The 17,937-nt window shown below is 59.0% G+C and carries 19 protein-coding genes and 1 pseudogene; 11 read left to right on the forward strand and 9 right to left on the reverse strand.

All coding sequences use genetic code 11. The annotated features are described in order from the left end of the window. Position 1: 1 nt before the first annotated feature. From QRN60_RS13300 to pyrF, 5 genes are read left to right on the forward strand one after another with little or no spacing between them, the layout of a single operon-like run. The gene (locus tag QRN60_RS13300) at positions 2 to 1,228 is read left to right on the forward strand and encodes an aminotransferase class III-fold pyridoxal phosphate-dependent enzyme (RefSeq protein ID WP_060726705.1); all 1,227 of its coding nucleotides are present in this window, start codon (positions 2 to 4) and stop codon (positions 1,226 to 1,228) included. A 54-nt stretch (positions 1,229 to 1,282) separates the two neighbouring features. Beyond that, positions 1,283 to 2,218 (forward strand): radical SAM family protein, encoded by a 936-nt coding sequence (locus QRN60_RS13305; RefSeq protein WP_080864563.1) that lies wholly within the window; start codon positions 1,283 to 1,285, stop codon positions 2,216 to 2,218. After that, positions 2,202 to 3,326 carry an aminotransferase class V-fold PLP-dependent enzyme gene (locus QRN60_RS13310; RefSeq protein WP_060726707.1) on the forward strand — a complete coding sequence of 375 codons (1,125 nt, stop codon included), beginning with the start codon at positions 2,202 to 2,204 and terminating at the stop codon, positions 3,324 to 3,326. Before QRN60_RS13305 ends, QRN60_RS13310 begins: the two co-directional genes overlap by 17 nt. Next, positions 3,323 to 3,631, forward strand: a complete 309-nt coding sequence (locus tag QRN60_RS13315) for a hypothetical protein (RefSeq protein WP_129565252.1) — start codon at positions 3,323 to 3,325, stop codon at positions 3,629 to 3,631. The genes QRN60_RS13310 and QRN60_RS13315 overlap by 4 nt, the downstream gene beginning before the upstream one ends. Then, positions 3,628 to 4,281, forward strand: coding sequence for an orotidine-5'-phosphate decarboxylase (gene pyrF / locus QRN60_RS13320; RefSeq protein ID WP_020010257.1), 654 nt, complete (start codon positions 3,628 to 3,630; stop codon positions 4,279 to 4,281). Before QRN60_RS13315 ends, pyrF begins: the two co-directional genes overlap by 4 nt. A gap of 199 nt (positions 4,282 to 4,480) precedes the next feature. On the opposite strand, the gene QRN60_RS13325 is transcribed toward pyrF, so the two are convergent. The 4 genes from QRN60_RS13325 to QRN60_RS13340 all read right to left on the reverse strand — a co-directional run bounded on the left by QRN60_RS13325 (position 4,481) and on the right by QRN60_RS13340 (position 8,907). Then, positions 4,481 to 5,389 carry a helix-turn-helix domain-containing protein gene (locus QRN60_RS13325; RefSeq protein WP_060726709.1) on the reverse strand — a complete coding sequence of 303 codons (909 nt, stop codon included), beginning with the start codon at positions 5,387 to 5,389 and terminating at the stop codon, positions 4,481 to 4,483. 352 nt (positions 5,390 to 5,741) lie between these two features. Beyond that, complete coding sequence (locus tag QRN60_RS13330) at positions 5,742 to 6,986, reverse strand: MFS transporter (protein ID WP_020010259.1); 1,245 nt, start codon at positions 6,984 to 6,986, stop codon at positions 5,742 to 5,744. A gap of 344 nt (positions 6,987 to 7,330) precedes the next feature. After that, positions 7,331 to 7,900 carry a pyridoxamine 5'-phosphate oxidase family protein gene (locus QRN60_RS13335; protein WP_111791764.1) on the reverse strand — a complete coding sequence of 190 codons (570 nt, stop codon included), beginning with the start codon at positions 7,898 to 7,900 and terminating at the stop codon, positions 7,331 to 7,333. Between the two features lie 35 nt (positions 7,901 to 7,935). Further along, positions 7,936 to 8,907 carry an MBL fold metallo-hydrolase gene (locus QRN60_RS13340; protein ID WP_060726711.1) on the reverse strand — a complete coding sequence of 324 codons (972 nt, stop codon included), beginning with the start codon at positions 8,905 to 8,907 and terminating at the stop codon, positions 7,936 to 7,938. Positions 8,908 to 9,032: 125 nt separating this feature from the next. On the opposite strand from QRN60_RS13340, the gene QRN60_RS13345 reads away from it, so the two are divergent. Then, positions 9,033 to 9,929, forward strand: a complete 897-nt coding sequence (locus QRN60_RS13345) for a LysR family transcriptional regulator (protein WP_060726712.1) — start codon at positions 9,033 to 9,035, stop codon at positions 9,927 to 9,929. A 68-nt stretch (positions 9,930 to 9,997) separates the two neighbouring features. On the opposite strand, the gene QRN60_RS13350 is transcribed toward QRN60_RS13345, so the two are convergent. The 5 genes and pseudogenes from QRN60_RS13350 to QRN60_RS13370 form a co-directional block, all read right to left on the reverse strand. Next, positions 9,998 to 10,372, reverse strand: coding sequence for a VOC family protein (locus tag QRN60_RS13350; RefSeq protein WP_111791763.1), 375 nt, complete (start codon positions 10,370 to 10,372; stop codon positions 9,998 to 10,000). A gap of 40 nt (positions 10,373 to 10,412) precedes the next feature. Then, positions 10,413 to 10,752: pseudogene (locus tag QRN60_RS13355) on the reverse strand (helix-turn-helix domain-containing protein); the annotation flags it as partial. Positions 10,753 to 10,808: 56 nt separating this feature from the next. Continuing rightward, a complete protein-coding gene (locus QRN60_RS26525; RefSeq protein WP_306957511.1) occupies positions 10,809 to 11,120 on the reverse strand; it encodes a glucoamylase family protein in 312 nt (103 codons plus the stop codon). Then, positions 11,038 to 11,520, reverse strand: a complete 483-nt coding sequence (locus tag QRN60_RS13365) for a hypothetical protein (protein ID WP_236760280.1) — start codon at positions 11,518 to 11,520, stop codon at positions 11,038 to 11,040. Before QRN60_RS13365 ends, QRN60_RS26525 begins: the two co-directional genes overlap by 83 nt. A gap of 146 nt (positions 11,521 to 11,666) precedes the next feature. Further along, positions 11,667 to 12,062: a (R)-mandelonitrile lyase gene (locus QRN60_RS13370; protein ID WP_060726714.1), complete on the reverse strand. Its 396-nt coding sequence runs from the start codon at positions 12,060 to 12,062 to the stop codon at positions 11,667 to 11,669. Positions 12,063 to 12,369: 307 nt separating this feature from the next. On the opposite strand from QRN60_RS13370, the gene QRN60_RS13375 reads away from it, so the two are divergent. The 5 genes from QRN60_RS13375 (at position 12,370) to QRN60_RS13395 (ending at position 17,926) form a co-directional block, all read left to right on the forward strand. After that, a complete protein-coding gene (locus tag QRN60_RS13375; protein WP_035212759.1) occupies positions 12,370 to 13,392 on the forward strand; it encodes a substrate-binding domain-containing protein in 1,023 nt (340 codons plus the stop codon). A gap of 103 nt (positions 13,393 to 13,495) precedes the next feature. Next, a complete protein-coding gene (locus tag QRN60_RS13380) occupies positions 13,496 to 14,989 on the forward strand; it encodes a sugar ABC transporter ATP-binding protein (protein WP_077998777.1) in 1,494 nt (497 codons plus the stop codon). Then, complete coding sequence (locus tag QRN60_RS13385; protein WP_077998776.1) at positions 14,986 to 15,930, forward strand: ABC transporter permease; 945 nt, start codon at positions 14,986 to 14,988, stop codon at positions 15,928 to 15,930. Before QRN60_RS13380 ends, QRN60_RS13385 begins: the two co-directional genes overlap by 4 nt. A gap of 1 nt (position 15,931) precedes the next feature. Then, entirely contained in the window at positions 15,932 to 16,900 is a 969-nt protein-coding gene (locus tag QRN60_RS13390) for an ABC transporter permease (RefSeq protein ID WP_003504616.1), read from the forward strand. Positions 16,901 to 16,903: 3 nt separating this feature from the next. Further along, positions 16,904 to 17,926, forward strand: a complete 1,023-nt coding sequence (locus QRN60_RS13395) for a LacI family DNA-binding transcriptional regulator (RefSeq protein WP_060726717.1) — start codon at positions 16,904 to 16,906, stop codon at positions 17,924 to 17,926. The last annotated feature ends 11 nt before the right edge of the window (positions 17,927 to 17,937 follow it).

Genomic DNA, 17,937 nt, shown 5'->3' on the forward strand with positions numbered 1-17,937 from the left:
CATGGTAAGGCTTGCAACATCGGGTGTTTGTCAATTTTTTCTGTCAAACGGGGAGGAAATCCTCTTCAGGGAGGGCAGCGGTGCGCTCGTTACAGATACCAAGGGCCGCAATTATTACGACTTCATCCTGGGTTTTGGGCCGGTTGTGCTGGGTCATGCGCGGCCTGATTTCACAAGTATTTTCCGGCAGAAAGCGGCTGGCGCAATACACTTCCCGGGTTATGCCGGACAACACGTCGATTTTCTCGAAGCCTTTCTGCCTGAGGCCTATCAAAATCACAGCGTCGGCTACTTCAAGCACTCCTCTGACGCCATGACTGCAGCCGCTCGGCTGGCGTGCAAGAAAACCGGCCGTAAAGGTCTGATCCGATGCGGCTATATAGGCTGGCACGACGCACAGATCGGCAACAGTCCACGATGGCACGAGCGGCTTTCATCGCCGCACCGCAGTGAAATCCGCCCCAATTCTTTCACTCGCGGGATGAGCGAGAGCGAACCCGTGGTCAACTGGATTGATCTGCGGATTGACAGCCTGAGACAGATTCTTGACGATGCGCCCGATACCTATGCCGCGTTGTTATTTGACGCCTATCAGTTGTCATTGATGTCGCCGGCGGATCTCTCCGAAGCGATTGCACTCTGCCGCGATCGTGGTGTTCAGGTCGTGGCGGATGAAACAAAAACCGCAGGACGGGTCTCACCTATGGGAGCGCTCGCCGCAGTCGGTCTTGACGCGGACTACGTCGTGCTTGGCAAGGCAATCGGAAACGGCGCCCCGGTCTCTTTGCTTGTCGGCCCGCCATCCATGTCCAGTGATTACCTCGAGGCGAAGATAAGCGGAACCTATTGCAAGGAGCTTTTGGGCGTTTTCGCCGCCTCGGCGACGCATCAGCTCATGGAAGAGCTGCATGGATATTCGATGTTTGGAGAAATTTCCGAGCGCTTCGTCAATGTATTCACCAACGCTGCAGCAAACGTCGGCCTTGGAGACCAGATCTATGTCGAGCTGATACTCGGGGGATCGCTGTTTGAATTACGCTTCAGCGAAGACATAGAAAACAATCTCGGTCTGCGGGCGAAGATACCCCGCATCTTTGCCGATCACGGCATATTGCTCCTTCAGGGGCACCCATCCTTCTTCTGTCTTTCCCACGCGGAGATTGACTGGTCCGACCTGTCCGCACGCATCGAGCGGGCTCTGAGGGCATCTTTGCCATTATTCGCCTGATCCAAGAACCGCTTGCAGACCGCTAGTCGGTCATCTGCCTCGTAGGAGTTGCGAATGCCTTTTCCAGACCACATCCATTTTCTCAATCAGGGCGATGAGCCGGGCGACCGGGTGTTCATCAATATCACGACGCGGGGCTGCGGTAGCGGTTGTTCCTATTGCTATATCATCTCCCCGGCGGGACCCCAGGTGTTCGTCGATGATGCCGCACTTTCCAACAGCGCCGAAGCCTTGCTTCAGTCCCCCTATTTCCGGCCGGGTCGCAACGGCACGATTGTCTCGCTCTGCCCGGATTCCGAACCCTTCAAGGACGAACGATCGACAGAGAAGGTTCTCTGTGTGCTGCGCGCAGTGCTCTCGCTTGGCAATCCGGTGCAGATTCCGACGAAGGAAAAGGTTCCGGAGGCTGCGCTGGAGGTGATCAGCACCCATGCCTACCCTAATCAGGTCGTGCTCTTCACCTCTTTCTCGTCACTCGCCAAGGCCGGCAAAATCGAGCCACGGGCTGCCCCTGTCGCCGATCGAATTCGTAATTTCGCCTTGGCGCGCAAGCACGGTGTGTTCGTCTGCATGTATCTGAAGCCATTCCTGCCTGCCACGCTGAAGGACCTGGATCATGTCCTCCAGGTTCTGGAAGCGGAACGACCCGATGCGATCTGTGTCGGGATGCTCTACACAACGACGCAGCAGCAGGATTCGGCCTATACTCATCCTGTGCATGCCAGTCTCACTGCGCGCCCGCTGGATGACGATTTCAATACCTTCGTCGCCGCCGTAAAGGCACAGGGCCTCGTGCCGCTTTTCCATTCATCCGTGTGCGTCACCGCTTGGGCGCTGGATCGCATCCCTATGCCGCACATATGGAAGGAATATCCGGCGCTGTGCGTCAACTGCCGCAACTGTGAGCGTGATCTACAGGACCGTTTTTCACAGTCAGCTGTTCCCTCCTTCACCTCTCCGCAGCCGGTGTATCATGTCAGTCTACCTTAACAATGCCACCACAGGATATCCAAAGGCCATCTCTGCGGTAGAGGCCTATTCCGCGGCGCTGCAATCGATACCATCGGATGTGCGTCACAGCGCTGAGCCGCAAATCGAACTGGTGCGGGGGCGCATAGCCTCGCTGCTGGGCGTGGACCACACGCATCTCTTCTTCCTTTCGGATGCGACGCTGGCGCTTAATGCCGTAATCCGGGGATATGTCGGTCTGGGAGACCATTGCGTCACCGACAACCGGTCGCACAACGCGGTTCTGAGAACACTCAACGGAATACCGGGCGTCAGTTGGCAGGTTGCTCGGGTTCATGATCTTCACGAGGAACCCGACTTTTCCTTCCTCGACGTCATTGACGAGCCAAAACTGGTTTGCCTGACCCACACCAGTAACGTCACCGGTTCTGTTTATGATGTGACGACGCTCATCAGGCGCATCCGCTCGCGATTTCCGAAAGCGGCTGTGCTCGTGGATGCGTCACAATCGGTCGGCTTTTGCCCCATTGACGATCTGGATGACGCTGACTTCATCGTATTTCCGGCTCACAAGCATCTGCATTCAATGCCTGGTGCGGCCGTGCTTGTAGCGCGCCGCAGGCTTGTTCCGTTTATTCTTGGCGGTACCGGCAGCAATTCAGCTGAACTCGCGCTCGGCGATACTGGCGGGAATTTCGTCGAGGTTGGCACACCGAATTTACCGGCGATACTTGCACTGGGCGCCGCACTTGAAGAGCAGAATGACGGTGCTCACGACATTCGCCGTCGGATCGAAAACCTCACCGAGATGCTCTGGAGCGGACTTCAGTCGGTTCCCGGCATCCAGCCTCTCGGGCGGCGACCCTATCAGAAGCGTTCAGGCGTTGTCGCCTGCAAGCTGCCGGGCTCACCGGAAGCTGACTGGATTCCCTTTCTGCGCAGCCAGGACATAATCGCTAGGGGAGGGCTTCACTGCGCCCCGACAATTCACGAAGAACTAGGTCTGGGAAACGTCGGCACCCTCCGCTTCAGCATCAGCCGGTTCACTCGTGAAGACGAGATCCGTAGCGCTGTAGAGGCTGTGCAGATATTTGCGGACTTTGTCGCAGAGGAGACGGGTCGGCCATGACGCTATATCGATCCGATCGCCTTGTAATCGAAGAACCACGCCCCTGCGCAGAGGAGCCCGACCGTGTCCACCTGGTAGGCCATCTAAGGTCGACGACACTCGACGAGATCGCCACGCTGCTGCTTGAGCACCGCTGGCGAACCTTGCGACTGAGGCAGCCCGCCGCACTGGTGGCGCACGGCCCGGACGGAGAATTGCTCACGCTGAACGCGGAATGCGAATTCTCGCTCTCGCGGCTGATCGACGCGCAATCCGGCCTTGCATTTTTTCACGATCTGATCACGAGAATGGAGTTGCAACAATGAGCAAGTTTCTGGGAGAAAAACGCACCGGTCTTATATTCGCGGCGGATTTGCCCTCTTTCGATGAGAATGCCCGGGTACTCGATGTCATCAGTGAATATGTCGATGTTATCAAGGTCTGTAACCCTCTGGTAATGCGGGAGGGCGCTGCAACGATCCGCAAACTGGCAGACCGTTACGGGAAGCCTGTCTTTGCTGACCTCAAGGTCGCCGACGTTCCGCATACGAGTGCCCAGATCGTGAAAATCGTGGCGGACAACGGCGGTTCAGCCGTAATGGTGCACGGCTTTGTCGGTCCCGACGGGATTTCGGAATGCATGGAGGCCGCCGGCGATAACGTGGGCATCATTGTCCAGTTGGAACTGACGAATCCGGGTGGGAAATTATTTACCGCTCCAATTGCCAACGACATGGCCCGGCTTGCAGCTGACATGGGGGTCTACGGCACCCAGGCACCTGGCAACAGACCCAACAGGATCGCAGAAATCAGAGACATTATTGGTCCCGACCCGGTCATCGTTTGCTGCGGCGTCGGAGCCCAGGGCGGCAAGCACAACGAGGTTATGCAAGCCGGGGGCACCTATTCCATCGTCGGGCGCGCGATCTATAACGCCGAGGATCCCGTCCAGGCGGTCACGGCTGTGCTGAACTGACCCTGGAGGCCGTCTCCATTTGGGGACGGCTTCTCCCGTTAACTGCGCGCTCCGGCAGTTACCGGATCTGTCCACAGACCATCAGCCGCCGGAGAACTACAGTGGCTGATGTCAGTCAAAATGGCTGATGCAAACTACTCCGCGACAGTAAGCCGCGCGGGACGCGGCGTCGTCGAAAGACCGGAGGTTCCACTCGACCCTACCGGTCGTCGTCCACACCGTATTTGGCTATCAGATTATCAATGAAGTCCGCCGCTTCGGTCGCCTTCAGCGCCTGCTCCCACATTTGACGTGAAATGTCCTCATGCAGTCGCACGCCGTCCTGGGAGGTGGTTATCAGACCGACCCCGACGCGAATATTTGGCTGCTCTCCCAAACGGAACGGACTGATAGCCAACACCGAGTGATCGGCCTGACGAAAAATCTGGAAGCTGGTAGAGGGGACGGATTGCGGAAGAATCCCCAGTTGCACCCCCAGGGGCTGCTTTCGAAACAGGCTGCTGATGTGGCGCACTTCCCGGCATGCCATGACACGGCGGCGCCTCTGAACTTCTTCCGGCAAATCCTGGCGACCAATCAGGCCATGGAGAAGGAAACGCTCAAGATCTGAGGAGGCGATCAGGCTAACGAGCAAAGGCCGGCGCAATCGGTAGTTTTTCTTTCGTCCCTTCAACGTATCGATCAACCGGCGGATTGCGTCTTTGGTCGCGTCATCCATGGGAGCTGTATCGAGGAAGACCTCCTGAAGCATCTCATCGTAGACTTCGGAGGTCAGCAGATAAGAGATCGGGCCAAAAAAACCAATGATCTGCTCGCTCTTCTCCTCGAGCTGACGCATGCGCTCAAAGAAGGAGCCGGCGGTGTCAATATATTCGATGTCAACGCCAAGGAGGCTCTGGATAGAAACGCCCAACACCTTGGTGATGCTGACGAGCAGCTCTATCTTGAGAATCTCCCCTTTCTCCGCGCGATAAAGGGCGGCACGGGAAATGCCGAGACGTTTCGCCATTTCCTCCGGCGAAAGACCGTGACCGATACGATAGGCCTGCAATCGCGCACCAATCTCGTCGATCCGAATTACATCATCATATGCAGTTTCGTCAGTCATCCTGATGCCGCCGCCAACTTTCAAAGACTAATACATGAGCGATACCGTTCGCATACCGGAAGGATCGGGGCAACATGCCACAATGCCTGCATGGTATTTATACAAATCTAAACTTCTAGACCCCCCCCGATAAAATACCGCCAAGCAATCGCTCGATGGGACGACCGTTGAACCTTGCAGTGACGGGCAGGCGGAAATTATGCTGCGAAAAATCAATGCATCTTCCTGTTGCGCCGAAAACGCCGCATGGGCGGCATCATTTCAACATTTCGCTCCGCTTGCCAGTCGGGTTCACCCTGCCGCGTTCTGCGGCAGGGTGTCGAATTTGCAGCCGTTGATGCTCGCTCAATCGTCAGGAAAGCTCACGTCCGCGCCGTTCCGGGATCAGGAGCCACATGGCGACCATGTCGAGAATATACAACGTCGCCAACAGCGCGATCGCCAGTTCAAATCCGTAGAACGAAGCAATAGTGCCAACCACGACGGGACCAAATCCACCGACACCGCGTCCGACATTAAAGAGGACATTTTGTGCGGTAGCGCGGGCCGCGGTCGGAAAAAGCTCGCTGATAAGGGCGCCGTAACCGCCAAGCATTCCGTTGACGAAGAATCCCATAACTGCACCTGCCACCAGCAATTCGTATGGGTCGGTCAGTTGCGAGTAGATCACGACCATAACAGCGGCCATGAACATGTACCCGAAGAAGGCAGGACGACGACCGATCCGGTCTGCAATGTGACCAAACATAAAAATGCCCAGTGCCATCCCCGCAATCGTCACGGTCGTCCAGATCGCCGATTGTGTCAGTGCAAAGCCAAACCGGGTAGCAAGATAATTCGGGAGCCAGATCATCACGCCGTAATAGCCGAAATTCTGAACCGAGCAGAGAATAGCCATCCCGATACTGAGTTTTGTGGTGTCCCAGTCTTTTACAAGAAGTCGCAGCGAGGATTTGGTAGATTTTCCGGCTTTGTTTGCGACAAAAACCTCGGGCTCGTGCAAGGAGTTTCGAATGAAGTAGGCAACGACAGCCGGGAAAATCCCGATCGCGAACATCCCCCGCCACCCGATCACAGGCAAGAGCATTGGCGTCACAATCGCCGCTGCCAGGACACCAAGTTGCCACCCCAGACCGACATAGGATGACGCTCTGGCGCGTTTGTTTGCCGGCCAGGCCTCGGCCACCAAGGCCATCCCGATGCCGAACTCACCGCCAAGGCCGAGGCCGGCCATCGTCCGGTAGAAAAGAAGGTCCCAATAGCCCTGTGCAAGGGCGCAAAGTCCAGTGAAGACGGCAAAAAGTACGATGGTCCAGGTCAGAACTTTGACACGGCCCAGTCTGTCGGAGAGCATGCCAAACAGAACGCCCCCGATGACGGCGCCAATGAGCGTCGCGGTAACGAGCGATGCCGCCTGACCCGGGCTCAGGGAGAGGTCGCTCGAAATTGCTTTCAACATAAACCCGAGGATCAGCAGATCGAACCCGTCCATCGCATAACCGATAGCGGCGCCCAGCATCGCCTTCTTGGCCTTTCCATCCACTTCACTCGGACTCGATGAAGTCACTTCCTCACGATACGCAGTGTCAATGGTCATTTTGTTCCCCTTTTTGACCTGACGACGAAAAGAAGAATAGACCACATCAATGTCTCAATCGTCAATATTTATCTCAGTATTTAGACAGTCGCTTGAAAACGTCTTGGGCGAGACGCGCATGACCAATATTCAATGTCGCACGAGGCAACAAATGCGCCCTCGAATGTCCGGGGAACGGTAGAGAATTCCCGTTCGTAACAAAGGCTGCAGCATGAACTCCGGAAAACCAATGAGTCCAATCCTGACCAGATCGTCCTACATGCACGCGGGGATGGACGAAGCGGGTTATGTCCCGTCCCCGTCGGCTCGACAAAGTTCCCGAAGCCCTGAAAACGGGGCGTTGGTCAGTCCATGCGCCAACGTTCCAGCTCGGCAAGTGTGAAGCGCGGCGTTATATGCTGGGGGCAGTTCCAGTCGAATGCCTCCACGGCGATGAGGACAAGACGTTCCACCCGGGCAGGATAGTCTGGCATGGTCAACCTCTTTGCCAGCAATGGATTATCTGCTGCGTCGATGATCCGCATACGGGCGAAAATCTTCAGGCGGCGCTGATGCGCGTAATCCATCAGAAACAGCGAGACGCGATCGTTCACCTGCACATTGCCTGTCGTGATATATTGCCGGTTACCGCGAAAGTCGGCAAAGCCGAGCAGTGTCGGGTCGAGTGTGGTGAGGAAGCCGGCCGGCCCGCCCCGGTACTGGACGTAAGGCCAGCCCGTTTCTGAAACACTGGCGAGATAAAAACCGTCGCGTTCCCGAATGAAGGCTGCTTCTGCGGGGCCGAGGCGCTGGCTTCCGGGCGTCTCATCGGCGCCGCCGCGCGCGGCAATGCGCGCCCATCGCTCGGCACTTCCATAGTGATCCTGTGCGGCCGCCACGGAGGACGTTGTTGCAATATCAAGATATTTTCTCATTTTCCATCTGCCTCTCCAGGCGGCCGAAACCGGCCTCAGTCTTGCAAAGCCCAATCCGCAACCTGCCAACGGATTTGTCCACGGTCGGCAACGACATGGCCTAACCCCGGAAACGGCATGTGCGTGGCGGCAATCAGTGCGCCTTCCGACGCGGCGCGAGGGAAAAAGCGATCACGCATTGCCTTGGCGGCTGCCTGGTCCTGCTCGAACAGAAAGAACACGTCGGTCGCTCCTGGATGTACGACCGGGAAGATCATGTCTGAGACCATGATAAGGCTCTTTCCCTCATCTTCCACCCGAACGCCGATATGGCCGGGCGTGTGGCCGGTCAGGTCGACAATCGTTACGCCGGGTACAATTTCACGCTCTCCATCGATCGCCTGAAGTCTGGGGTAGAGGCGCACCACTTCTTCCGCCATCTGGAAGCTCGTCTGGAGGAATTCGGGTGCGCCGCTGCGCTTGGCGGGGTCGGTCCAATGCCTGACGTCGCGCCGATCGATATAGACCTCCGCATTCGGGTAATTGTTCTTGCCGCCGGCGATCAGGCCGCCCATGTGGTCCTGATGCATGTGCGTCACGATGACCGCATCGATCTGATCAAGCTGCAGACCAAGCCTGGCGAGGGCTTGCGGCAGATTGCCGGTTTGCCCGATGGAGCCCGCTGCGCCTGCATCAATCAGGATGCGACGTTGGCCATCGTCGACAAGATACTGGTTGAACAGAAACCGCACGCCGCTTGGCCTGGCGGTGAACTGGGCGACTGCCTGCCGTTCCACCTCGGCCGGGTCACGGCCGGGAAAAAAGGTGTAGGGCATATCTGCATGGCCGTCCGTCAGCGCGGTCACCGTAAAGCGGCCGACGCGGATCTGCGCCAGCGGCGTTACGCTGGCCAGCGTCGTAACCGGTTCCGGTGTTGCGGCAAGGGCCTGCGCGCCATGGATCAGTCCGCCCCCGAGGAGGCCAAAAGGAAGAGCGCTGGCAAAGGCACGACGCGAAAGATTGGGCATGACGTCTTTCTCCTTATTCTGGCAATGAGGGAAGGCCCCTCGACATCATGAAAACTAGGATATCCAAAACCGATACGGTATCCTACGATTCCGGGAGATTCCCTCTCATTTTACGGAAGGATAGAATGGATCGGTTCGAAGCGATGTCAGTCCTGCTCGCGGTGGTCGACGCCGGCAGCCTCTCGGCGGGGGCACGGCGTTTGCAGGCCCCGCTCGCCACCGTCAGCCGCAAGGTCGCCGACCTCGAAAAGCACCTTGGCGCCCGTCTGATGCTGCGGACGCGCCGCGGCCTGACCTTGACGGATGAAGGACGAAATTACGTCGCCGCGTCACGGCGTATTTTGGAGGAACTGGAGGCGGCAGAGCGGCAGGCCAGCGGCGACTACGGCGCGCTGCGCGGAGGGCTGCATGTAACCGCGCCAATTACTTTCGGCGAGCGTCACGTTTTGCCACTTGCACTGGAATTCCTCAAGGAGCAACCCGAAATCGATATGCGGCTGACGCTGACGGACCGCCAGATAAGTCTGTCGGATGAACATGTTGATGTCGCCCTTCGCATTGGACATCTCACCGATAGCGCGCTGATCGTAACACGTGTTGGCGCAGTCCGCCGGGTCGTGTGCGCCAGCCCTGACTATCTCACCCGGCGGGGCGTTCCGCTTGACCCCGACGACCTCGTCCGGCACGACGGTATAAGCTTTCAGGGCTTCGCGACCGCGCCTGAAGTGCGTTACCGCCGCGACGGGGTGACCTTCAATGTCGAACCCCGCCCAAGGCTTGCGGTCAACACGACAGAGGCCGCAATTCAGGCGGCCGTATCGGGTATCGGCATCATCCGCGTGCTCTCCTACCAGATTGCAGACCAGTTACGTTCTGGCGCCCTGCAGGAAGTACTTGTGGAATTTGCGCCGGAACCGCTACCCGTGAATGTCGTCTACGGACCAGCCGATCCATTGCCAACGAAGGTTCGATGCTTCCTGGATTGGATTACGCCCCGCTTGCGCGATCGACTGGCCCATTAAATTCCCATCAGGACCCACCACCGATTGACTCTATTTCATGAAACCAACCGTGTACGGGGCTGTCTGCCTCATTTCGTCTGAGGCGTCCTTGCAGTCAGTTTATTTCCGTCGGGGTCGCGAAGATATGCAACGAACACCCCGTTCGGACGTGCCGTGGGCGGGCTCTCGATTGCCGTTCCGCCGTGTGCGACACCTGCGGCATGCCACGCCAGGACATGGTCGGGGGTCGTGGCCGCGATACCGATTGTTCCACCGTTGGCAGCGGTCGCCGGTTTGCCGTCAATGGGTGTCGTGATCATCAGTCGTCCTCCTTCATGGGCGTAGATCAGTCGGCCTCTGGCGTCCATCTCGCCAGGCTTGCCGCCCAGAGCGACGAAGGTGGCATTGTAGAAATCTCTCGCGCGCTCCAGGTCGTTGCTGCCGATCATGACGTGGGTGAACATGCTCTATCTCCTCTGGACTGCCCGTCCGTTTTCGTGACTTTTAGCGGTCGAAGTTTCTTAGATATCTTGATGTTGACGTTCCGAGAGCCTTCTTGAACATGGTAATGAACGCCGACACCGATTCATATCCGAGGTCGCCCGAAACGTCCTTTACTGTCGCCCCTGCTGCCAAGGCTTCGGATTGCGACGATTAATTGCAACTGTTGGCGCCAACGGCCAAAGGTAAGGCCGGTCTCCCGCTGAAAGAGACGTGCGAGCGAATTCTTGCTCATTGCCACTCGCGTTGCCCACTGCGCCATCGTACTGCGATCGGACGGATTATTCACCAGTTCCGACGCAATCTGTATAAGCCGCGATTCATCCGTCAGCGGCAGATGAAGAAATCGCTGCAATAGGCATCACCCAGACCGCGCGGATCGAGAGTGCAGAACGAAAACTACGACAGGAAGAGCGGACCTCCAAAAGGCTCGGCATGCGGCAACCTGACACCGAGATAAGTCTCGCCGTTCCTGATTTCGCCCTTGCGCGCCCAAACGGAGTGGTAAGATGCCGTGTCTATCGCGTGTGTGGCTGATTCCGCCGCAAGCACATAACACACCAGTGCCTCGTTCCTTCGCCCAGCCGAACCGGGGGCTCCAATGCTAGAAAAGGGGCCCAGGCTTTCCCTACGTAAACCAGTCCCACACCACCGCCTCCACGATGTCGTTAACGGACCGGCGCAGATCGATTTCGCCTGATGATTGCTCACCAAAGAACTCGCGGGCGCAGATCAGCGCCTGAACCAGAAGCGCAGTCTCGACGAGATCGCCGCCGTCGTCGAACTTTGCAAATGGGATTGTCTTGCCGCCAGACGTATGGACAAAATGCGGAAAGGCACCGTGAAATAGTTTCACCGCGCCGAGAGATCGCAGCATGCGGTTTGCCCGGTCGACCGCCGCCTGCCTTGTGATCCAGGAACGGTAAACGCCGACGATCAGTGTAAGAAATCCGAAGCCAACACCCGATATGGACGTGATGTCGTGGATCGGCCGACCCTCCGATCCCATGCTGTCCCTCGGAAGGCCGCTCTCAGGATGGCTGCCGGACCAGAAATAATCGAAGGTACTGTGATGCAGGCCATCAAGTTGAGCAGGAAATTCGTCCGTCACTTCCAACCTCGGATGATCCGCAGCAAAACCAGAAGCAGACCCGCAAACAGGCTTATCCGGCTCGCAGGCGCAGCGGATTGGCTGCGGATGCCGGCGCTCCCGCACGCTGCTACGGGCCGTTCATCCGCCAGATCTGCGGAGCAGCGTCATGCGCCGTATTGCTCATCCGTCACATGCTCCATCCAGCCTACCGCCTTGCCGTCCTTGACCTCCTGAAGCGCAATATGGGTCATCGCCACATCAGGTGCGGCGCCGTGCCAGTGTCGTTCACCCGGTTCAAACCAGACGATATCACCGGGGCGAATCTCCTCCACCGGCCCGCCCTCACGCTGCGCGCGGCCAAGGCCGGATACTACGATCAGGGTCTGGCCGAGGGGATGGGTGTGCCAGGCGGTGCGGGCGCCGGGTTCGAAAGTCACCTGAGCACCCTGCACCCGTTCGGCATCGAAGGGGTTAAAGAGCGGATCGATACGGACCGAACCGGTGAACCAGGCATCCGGGCCTTTACCGGACGCTCGTGTTCCCGCGCGCAGTATTTCCATGGTTGTTCTCCTGACTGGTCTCGAGCGGCGATTTGATGTGGGAATTCCCCGCTTGTCCACAGCCGAGTGAAAATCTGCCCGATCGGAAACGGTTATATGCCTCTCGAAAACCCGATGACACGACCGTTCTCGCGTGGTTATCCCGCTCTTCCATATGGGTTTTCGAACGCTTCCAACCGTCATTTTCCTTCTTTCTGCACGCCGCAACAAAAATCATTCTCGGGATTGACTCAGTTATGAAACCGGTTACATTCACCGATGTAAACGGTTTCATCAGTTGAAAACCGAGCTTGGAGGAGCAAATTTCATGTTTAGACATTTGATGGCTGCCGCCGCTTTGGTGCTGGCGGCCGGCACGTCCGCGCACGCCCAGGAGCAGAGCTTCAAGATCGGTCTTTCCAATTCCTTCGTCGGCAGCGAATGGCGCACGCAGATGATCGAAGAGGCTCAGGCTGCCGCAAAAGCGTGGGGCGAAAAGGGCGTCAAGGTCGAAGTCGTCGTTCAGAGCGGCAATGTCGATGTGCAGGGGCAGATCGGTCACATCCGCAACTTCATGAACCAGGGCGTTGATGCGATCCTCATCAATCCCGGCAGCCCGACGGCCTTCGACCCGATCTTTGCGCAGGCCAAGGCGCGCAACATTCTCGTCATCGCCACCGATGCGGAAGTGTCTTCCAAGGATGCGATCTATGTCGGCATCGACCAGAAGGCATGGGCGGCCCAGTCCGCACAATGGCTTGCTGATGCGTTGAAGGGCAAGGGAAGTGTCGTCGCCATCAACGGCATCGCCGGCAACCCCGCCAACGAAGCCCGCGTCGCCGGTTACCGCGAAGTGTTCAAGAAATACCCTGACATCAAGGTGCTGAACGAAGCCAATGCGAGCTGGGATCAGGCGCAGGGCCAGCAGGCCATGCAGAACCTGCTTGCAACCTATCCCGATATTAGCGGCGTCTGGGTTCAGGACGGCATGGCAGACGGCGCATGGCGCGCCATCGAAGCCGCCGGCAAGACCAAGGACATTGCCGCAACCGGTGAGATCCGCAAGGACTTCATGACCCGTTGGGAAAAGGAAAAGTTCAATTCCGGCGCTTCGGTCAATCCTCCCGGCGTCATGGCCAGCGCGCTCAACGTTGCTGTCCTGAAGCTGCAGGGCAAGGAATTCAAGGACGGCATTTTTGGCGGCACCTATGGCAACGCCATCTACATTCCGATCCCCTTCGTCAGCAACGACAATCTTGCCGACAACATCAAGACTGCAGAAGGCAAACCCGGCTACTGGTCCGTTACGGCAACCGTGACGCCGGAACAGGCGGGCGAGTTCTTCAAGTAATATCCGTCTCGGGCCGGCGGCGAACGCCGGCCCGAACCAGAAATTCGAGCGCGGACCGGGCCTTGGCCATCCGCCTGCGACAGACACAATTCGGGGACATGCGATGGCGAACGCTTTGGAAGCGGCCGGCATAACGAAGAATTTTGGCGCCGTGCGTGCGCTTTCGGACGGCAGGCTGACCGTGGGCCGCGGTGAAATTCACGCGCTCCTGGGCGCCAATGGCTGCGGCAAGAGCACGCTCTGCAAGATCGTTGCGGGCGCGGTCGCGCCGACCAGCGGCACCATCAGGTTCAACGGTGAGGACGTGCGCTTCAAAAGCCCGCGGGACGCCGAAAATGCCGGTGTCGCGCTGTTTTATCAGGAACTGAGCCTCATTCCGCAGCTTTCCGTCGCTGATAATATTTTCCTAGGGCGTGAGCCGAAACGCGGCGTCTTTGTCGACAGCAAGGCGCTGAAGGCCGAAGCGGGCAGACTGATCGCGCTGTTTGAAGGCGTGGCTGGCGAAGGGCTGGAGCCGGATGCGATCGTCGGCACGCTGCCGCCGGATCAGCGCCAGCTAGTCGAAATCCTCAAGGTATTCGCCCAGAATGCCAGCCTGATGATCATGGACGAGGCGACGGCGGCGCTCGATGGCCGCCAGTCGCAGCGCTTTTTTGAGATACTTCGGGCCAAGAAGGCCGACGGCGTCTCCACCATCATGATTTCCCACCGTCTCGATGAGGTCTTTGCCGTCTGCGACCGCATCACCGTGATGCGCAATGGCGCGACGATTTCCGAACTGGATACGGCCACCACCAGCCGCGAGGCCGTCGTGCACGATATGGTCGGCGATGTCCGCGCAGCACCGGCTCGCCAGCAGGGGCGTGCCGCCGCAGTCCCCAGCCTCAAGGTAACGGATGTTGCGGGCGAGGGCGTGCGTGGCGTCAGTCTTGAAGCCTATCCGGGCGAAATCGTCGGTCTGGCCGGTCTGCAGGGGCAGGGACAATCGGCCTTGCTGAAGGGCTTGTTTGGCGCCAGCCCGTTTGCAACGGGGCAAATCCGGTTCGAGGGCAGTGACATCACCATCGGCAAGCCTTCTCAGGCCGTTCATAGTGGTTTTGCCTATGTCTCGGGTGACCGCGGGCGTGACGCGTCGCTTCAGGGCCGGTCGATCTTTGAAAATCTCGTCGCGGCCCTCATGGTGCGCGAAAAGATGCGGCTGGTCCGGCCCGCGACGCTGAAGCCGCGCGTGCAGAAGGTCGCGGATGACATGAAGACGAAGTTCGCCGGCCTGGATATGCCGATCGGCACGCTGTCCGGCGGCAACCAGCAGAAGATCTTCATTTCCCGCTGGCTTGCCACCGCACCAAAACTGCTGCTGCTCGATGATCCGACCAAGGGCATCGATCTCGGCGCGAAGGCCGATCTCTTCGCGCTGATGCGGCAGCAGGCCGATGCCGGCGCGACCATTCTTCTCTATTCCTCGGAAGATGCGGAAATCCTCGAATATGCCGACCGCATTCTCGTCTTCAATGGCGGGCGCATCTCCGCGGAACTGACCGGAGCCGACATGACATCCGTAAACATGACCCGCGCCGCTTATGGAGACGCCGCATGAGCTCTTCCGGTTTTCTGCGCAGGCAACCCTGGATCATCACCCTCGTGGTTCTGGCCGTTCTCGTTGCCGTCAACACGTTTCTGCAGCCGTCTTTCGTTCAGCCCTCCGTGCTGCAGTCGAACCTGACCACATTTCTGCCCCTGATCCTGGTGGCCATCGGCCAGACCTATGTCATTCTGGCGGGAGATATCGATTTGTCGGTCGGCAGCATCGTGGCGCTCGCCAATGTCGTCACCGTCAGTGTCATCGCGGCGCTGGGTGGTACGACGGGCGCCGTCTTTGCCGGCATGGCGGCGGGTGCGGCTGTCGGGCTGCTCTGTGGACTGGTCAATGGCCTCTTCATCTCCGGCCTGCGTTTCCAGCCGATTGTCACGACTTTTGCGACAGGCATCATCTTCGCCGGGACGGCGATCTGGGTGCTGCCGCAGGCGGGTCTTCCGGTGCCGGAAGCCTTTTGGCAGACCTATTCCGGCAGCTTCATCGGCGTGCCCTTCGTGCTGTGGGTGCTCGTGGCCGGCATCGCCTTCACGCTGATCGTATCGCGCATTCCGTTTAACACGCATCTCCTGGCGGTCGGCGGCAATCGCACCGGAGCCTTCCAGACGGGCCTGCGCCTCTCCGGCATCCGCATTGGCGCCTACATGATCTCCGGGCTGTTTTCGGCGCTGGCAGCGCTCTGCCTCACCGGCGAGACGGCCTCGGGCGATCCGCTTCTGGGCGCAAGTCTCGCGCTCTCTTCCATCTCGGCGGTGGTCTTGGGCGGCACCGCACTTTCCGGCGGCTTCGGCAGTTCGACCGGGTCGATTGCCGGCGCGCTGGTGCTCGGCATGATCGGTAATGTGATTTTCTTTGCGGGCTTGCCCTTTGAGTACCAGACACTGGTGCAGGGGTTGATCGTGCTGACGGCTCTTGCCGGCGGTGTTCTGGTGACGAGGCGTTGATATGACCAATCCCGGCTTGCAACTCAAAACCCTTCTCACCGATCCTCTGACCATTGCCATTGGCGCGTCCGCCTTCCTTTTGCTGGTCGGGGAATTGCTCTCGCCCGGTTTTGCACAGGGCTCGCAGATCGTGCGGTTGCTGACGATCGCCGCCATTCTCGGCATCGTCGCGGCGGGGCAGAACCTCGTCATCCTCGGCGGACGCGAAGGCATCGATCTTTCCGTTGGTGCGATGATCTCGCTCGGCGCGGTCCTTGCCGGCAACATGATGAACGGCCAGAATGCCGGCATTCCGCTTGCCATTCTCGTTGCGGGCGGCATTCCTTTCCTGATCGGCCTCATCAACGGCCTCGGCATCACCTTCGTGCGTATTCCGCCGCTGGTGATGACGCTCGGCATGACGGCGGTCATTCAGGGCGGTCTGGTGGTTTATTCGCAGGGCGTTCCATCAGGTGCGGCGGCACCGCTGCTGGCGGGCTTCATCAACCGCCCGCTCGTCTTCGGCATTCCCGGCGTGCTCTTCGTCTGGCTGGGCATCGCCGCGATCATGCTGTTCGTGCTGCGCCGCACGGCCTTCGGTTTCGCCATCTATGCCATCGGCTCGAATGAGAGAGCGGCGACGCTCACCGGATTGCCCGTCTCCCTGATCCGCACGCTACTTTATGGCCTTTCCGGCCTGTTTGCCGGGCTGACCGGGGTCTGCGTCATCGGTTACACAGGCACGTCCTTCATCTCCGTCGGTGACCAATATGTGCTTCCGTCGATCATCGCTGTTGTCATCGGAGGCACCTCGCTTGCGGGCGGTGCGGGCGGATATGTCGGAACCATGGCCGGGGCAGTTGCGCTCACCATTCTGCAAAGCGTACTGATAACGCTCAACCTCGATGTATGGGCACGGCAGATCATATTCGGTGTCACGTTGCTAGCGCTGATGCTGCTTTATGGCCGCCAAAAGCAGTTGCGTGTGTGACAGATGAGCAAAGACCAAGGTTCGAATATCAGGGAAGTTGCAGCTCTCGCGGGCGTTTCGATCGCGACCGTATCGCGGGCGCTGCAGCAACCCGACAAGGTTCGCCCGGAAACCCGGAAGAAGGTTTTCGACGCCGTCCGGCAGGCGAACTTCGTTCCCAATGCGCAGGCGGCGAGCTTCCGGCGTCAATCCAACAACACCGTCATCCTTCTCGTTCGCGATATCGGTAACCCGTTTTATCTCGAAATCTACAAGGGCGTTGAGGAAGCGGCCGGCGAAGCGGGTTTCAAGGTGCTGATGGGTGACGCCCGCAACGACGAGCACCGTGTGGCGACCCATATCGACATGGTGCGGCAGAAACATGCCGACGGCCTGATCCTGATGACTGGCCAGTTCCCGTCCGAGCTTCTCGATCAGGGCGATGCGCTGCCGCCCATCGTCATCGCGTCGGAAACGGTGCCCGGCCTCGCGCTGCCGACCGTCAAGGTCGATAACCGCGCCGCCTCCATCAACGCCATGCGCCACCTCATAGAGGCCGGACACAAAAGGATAGTGCATCTGGCCGGTCCCGTGCCGGAAAGTCTGGCGCAGGAACGTTTCGACGGTTACCGTGATGCACTTGCCGAGGCCGATATTGCTTATGCCGACGAACTTGTTGTGACGGGCGATTACAGCATCGAGGCCGGCCGTCAGGCTATTGCAGGTCTTCTTGAAAATGGCATTGCCTTCACCGCGATCTTTGCATCGAGCGACCAGATGGCGATCGGCGCGATCAGCGAGTTGCGGGGCAGGGACCTGTCGGTTCCGTCCGATGTCTCCGTCATCGGCTTCGACGACATCATCTTCGCCAATGCCTTCGAACCGCCGCTGACGACGGTGCGCCAGCCCCGGCAGGAGATGGGCCGTAAGGCCATGGCGCTGATGGTGGACCGGCTGAACGGCAAACGCACGGCCGAAACCATCGTGCTGGATACGGAACTGGTGGTGCGCGGCTCGGTCGCGCCCTGCCACCCGCCGCACCGGTAGCGGCCAGTCGG

This window comes from Agrobacterium sp. CFBP2214, assembly GCF_030209895.1.
Classification (GTDB): Bacteria; Pseudomonadota; Alphaproteobacteria; order Rhizobiales; family Rhizobiaceae; genus Agrobacterium; species Agrobacterium radiobacter.

What these genes read in the sequence shown, in the direction of transcription:
- QRN60_RS13345 (WP_060726712.1), top strand. Translation starts at nt 9,033, where the DNA reads ATGGATCGGTTCGAAGCGATGTCAGTCCTGCTCGCGGTGGTCGACGCC.
- QRN60_RS13370 (WP_060726714.1), bottom strand. Translation starts at nt 12,062, where the DNA reads ATGGAAATACTGCGCGCGGGAACACGAGCGTCCGGTAAAGGCCCGGAT.
- QRN60_RS13325 (WP_060726709.1), bottom strand. Translation starts at nt 5,389, where the DNA reads ATGACTGACGAAACTGCATATGATGATGTAATTCGGATCGACGAGATT.
- QRN60_RS13385 (WP_077998776.1), top strand. Translation starts at nt 14,986, where the DNA reads ATGAGCTCTTCCGGTTTTCTGCGCAGGCAACCCTGGATCATCACCCTC.
- QRN60_RS13380 (WP_077998777.1), top strand. Translation starts at nt 13,496, where the DNA reads ATGGCGAACGCTTTGGAAGCGGCCGGCATAACGAAGAATTTTGGCGCC.
- QRN60_RS13335 (WP_111791764.1), bottom strand. Translation starts at nt 7,900, where the DNA reads ATGAGAAAATATCTTGATATTGCAACAACGTCCTCCGTGGCGGCCGCA.
- QRN60_RS13350 (WP_111791763.1), bottom strand. Translation starts at nt 10,372, where the DNA reads ATGTTCACCCACGTCATGATCGGCAGCAACGACCTGGAGCGCGCGAGA.
- QRN60_RS13330 (WP_020010259.1), bottom strand. Translation starts at nt 6,986, where the DNA reads ATGACCATTGACACTGCGTATCGTGAGGAAGTGACTTCATCGAGTCCG.
- QRN60_RS13315 (WP_129565252.1), top strand. Translation starts at nt 3,323, where the DNA reads ATGACGCTATATCGATCCGATCGCCTTGTAATCGAAGAACCACGCCCC.
- QRN60_RS13375 (WP_035212759.1), top strand. Translation starts at nt 12,370, where the DNA reads ATGTTTAGACATTTGATGGCTGCCGCCGCTTTGGTGCTGGCGGCCGGC.
- QRN60_RS13340 (WP_060726711.1), bottom strand. Translation starts at nt 8,907, where the DNA reads ATGCCCAATCTTTCGCGTCGTGCCTTTGCCAGCGCTCTTCCTTTTGGC.
- pyrF (WP_020010257.1), top strand. Translation starts at nt 3,628, where the DNA reads ATGAGCAAGTTTCTGGGAGAAAAACGCACCGGTCTTATATTCGCGGCG.
- QRN60_RS13390 (WP_003504616.1), top strand. Translation starts at nt 15,932, where the DNA reads ATGACCAATCCCGGCTTGCAACTCAAAACCCTTCTCACCGATCCTCTG.
- QRN60_RS13305 (WP_080864563.1), top strand. Translation starts at nt 1,283, where the DNA reads ATGCCTTTTCCAGACCACATCCATTTTCTCAATCAGGGCGATGAGCCG.
- QRN60_RS13300 (WP_060726705.1), top strand. Translation starts at nt 2, where the DNA reads ATGGTAAGGCTTGCAACATCGGGTGTTTGTCAATTTTTTCTGTCAAAC.
- QRN60_RS13310 (WP_060726707.1), top strand. Translation starts at nt 2,202, where the DNA reads ATGTCAGTCTACCTTAACAATGCCACCACAGGATATCCAAAGGCCATC.
- QRN60_RS13395 (WP_060726717.1), top strand. Translation starts at nt 16,904, where the DNA reads ATGAGCAAAGACCAAGGTTCGAATATCAGGGAAGTTGCAGCTCTCGCG.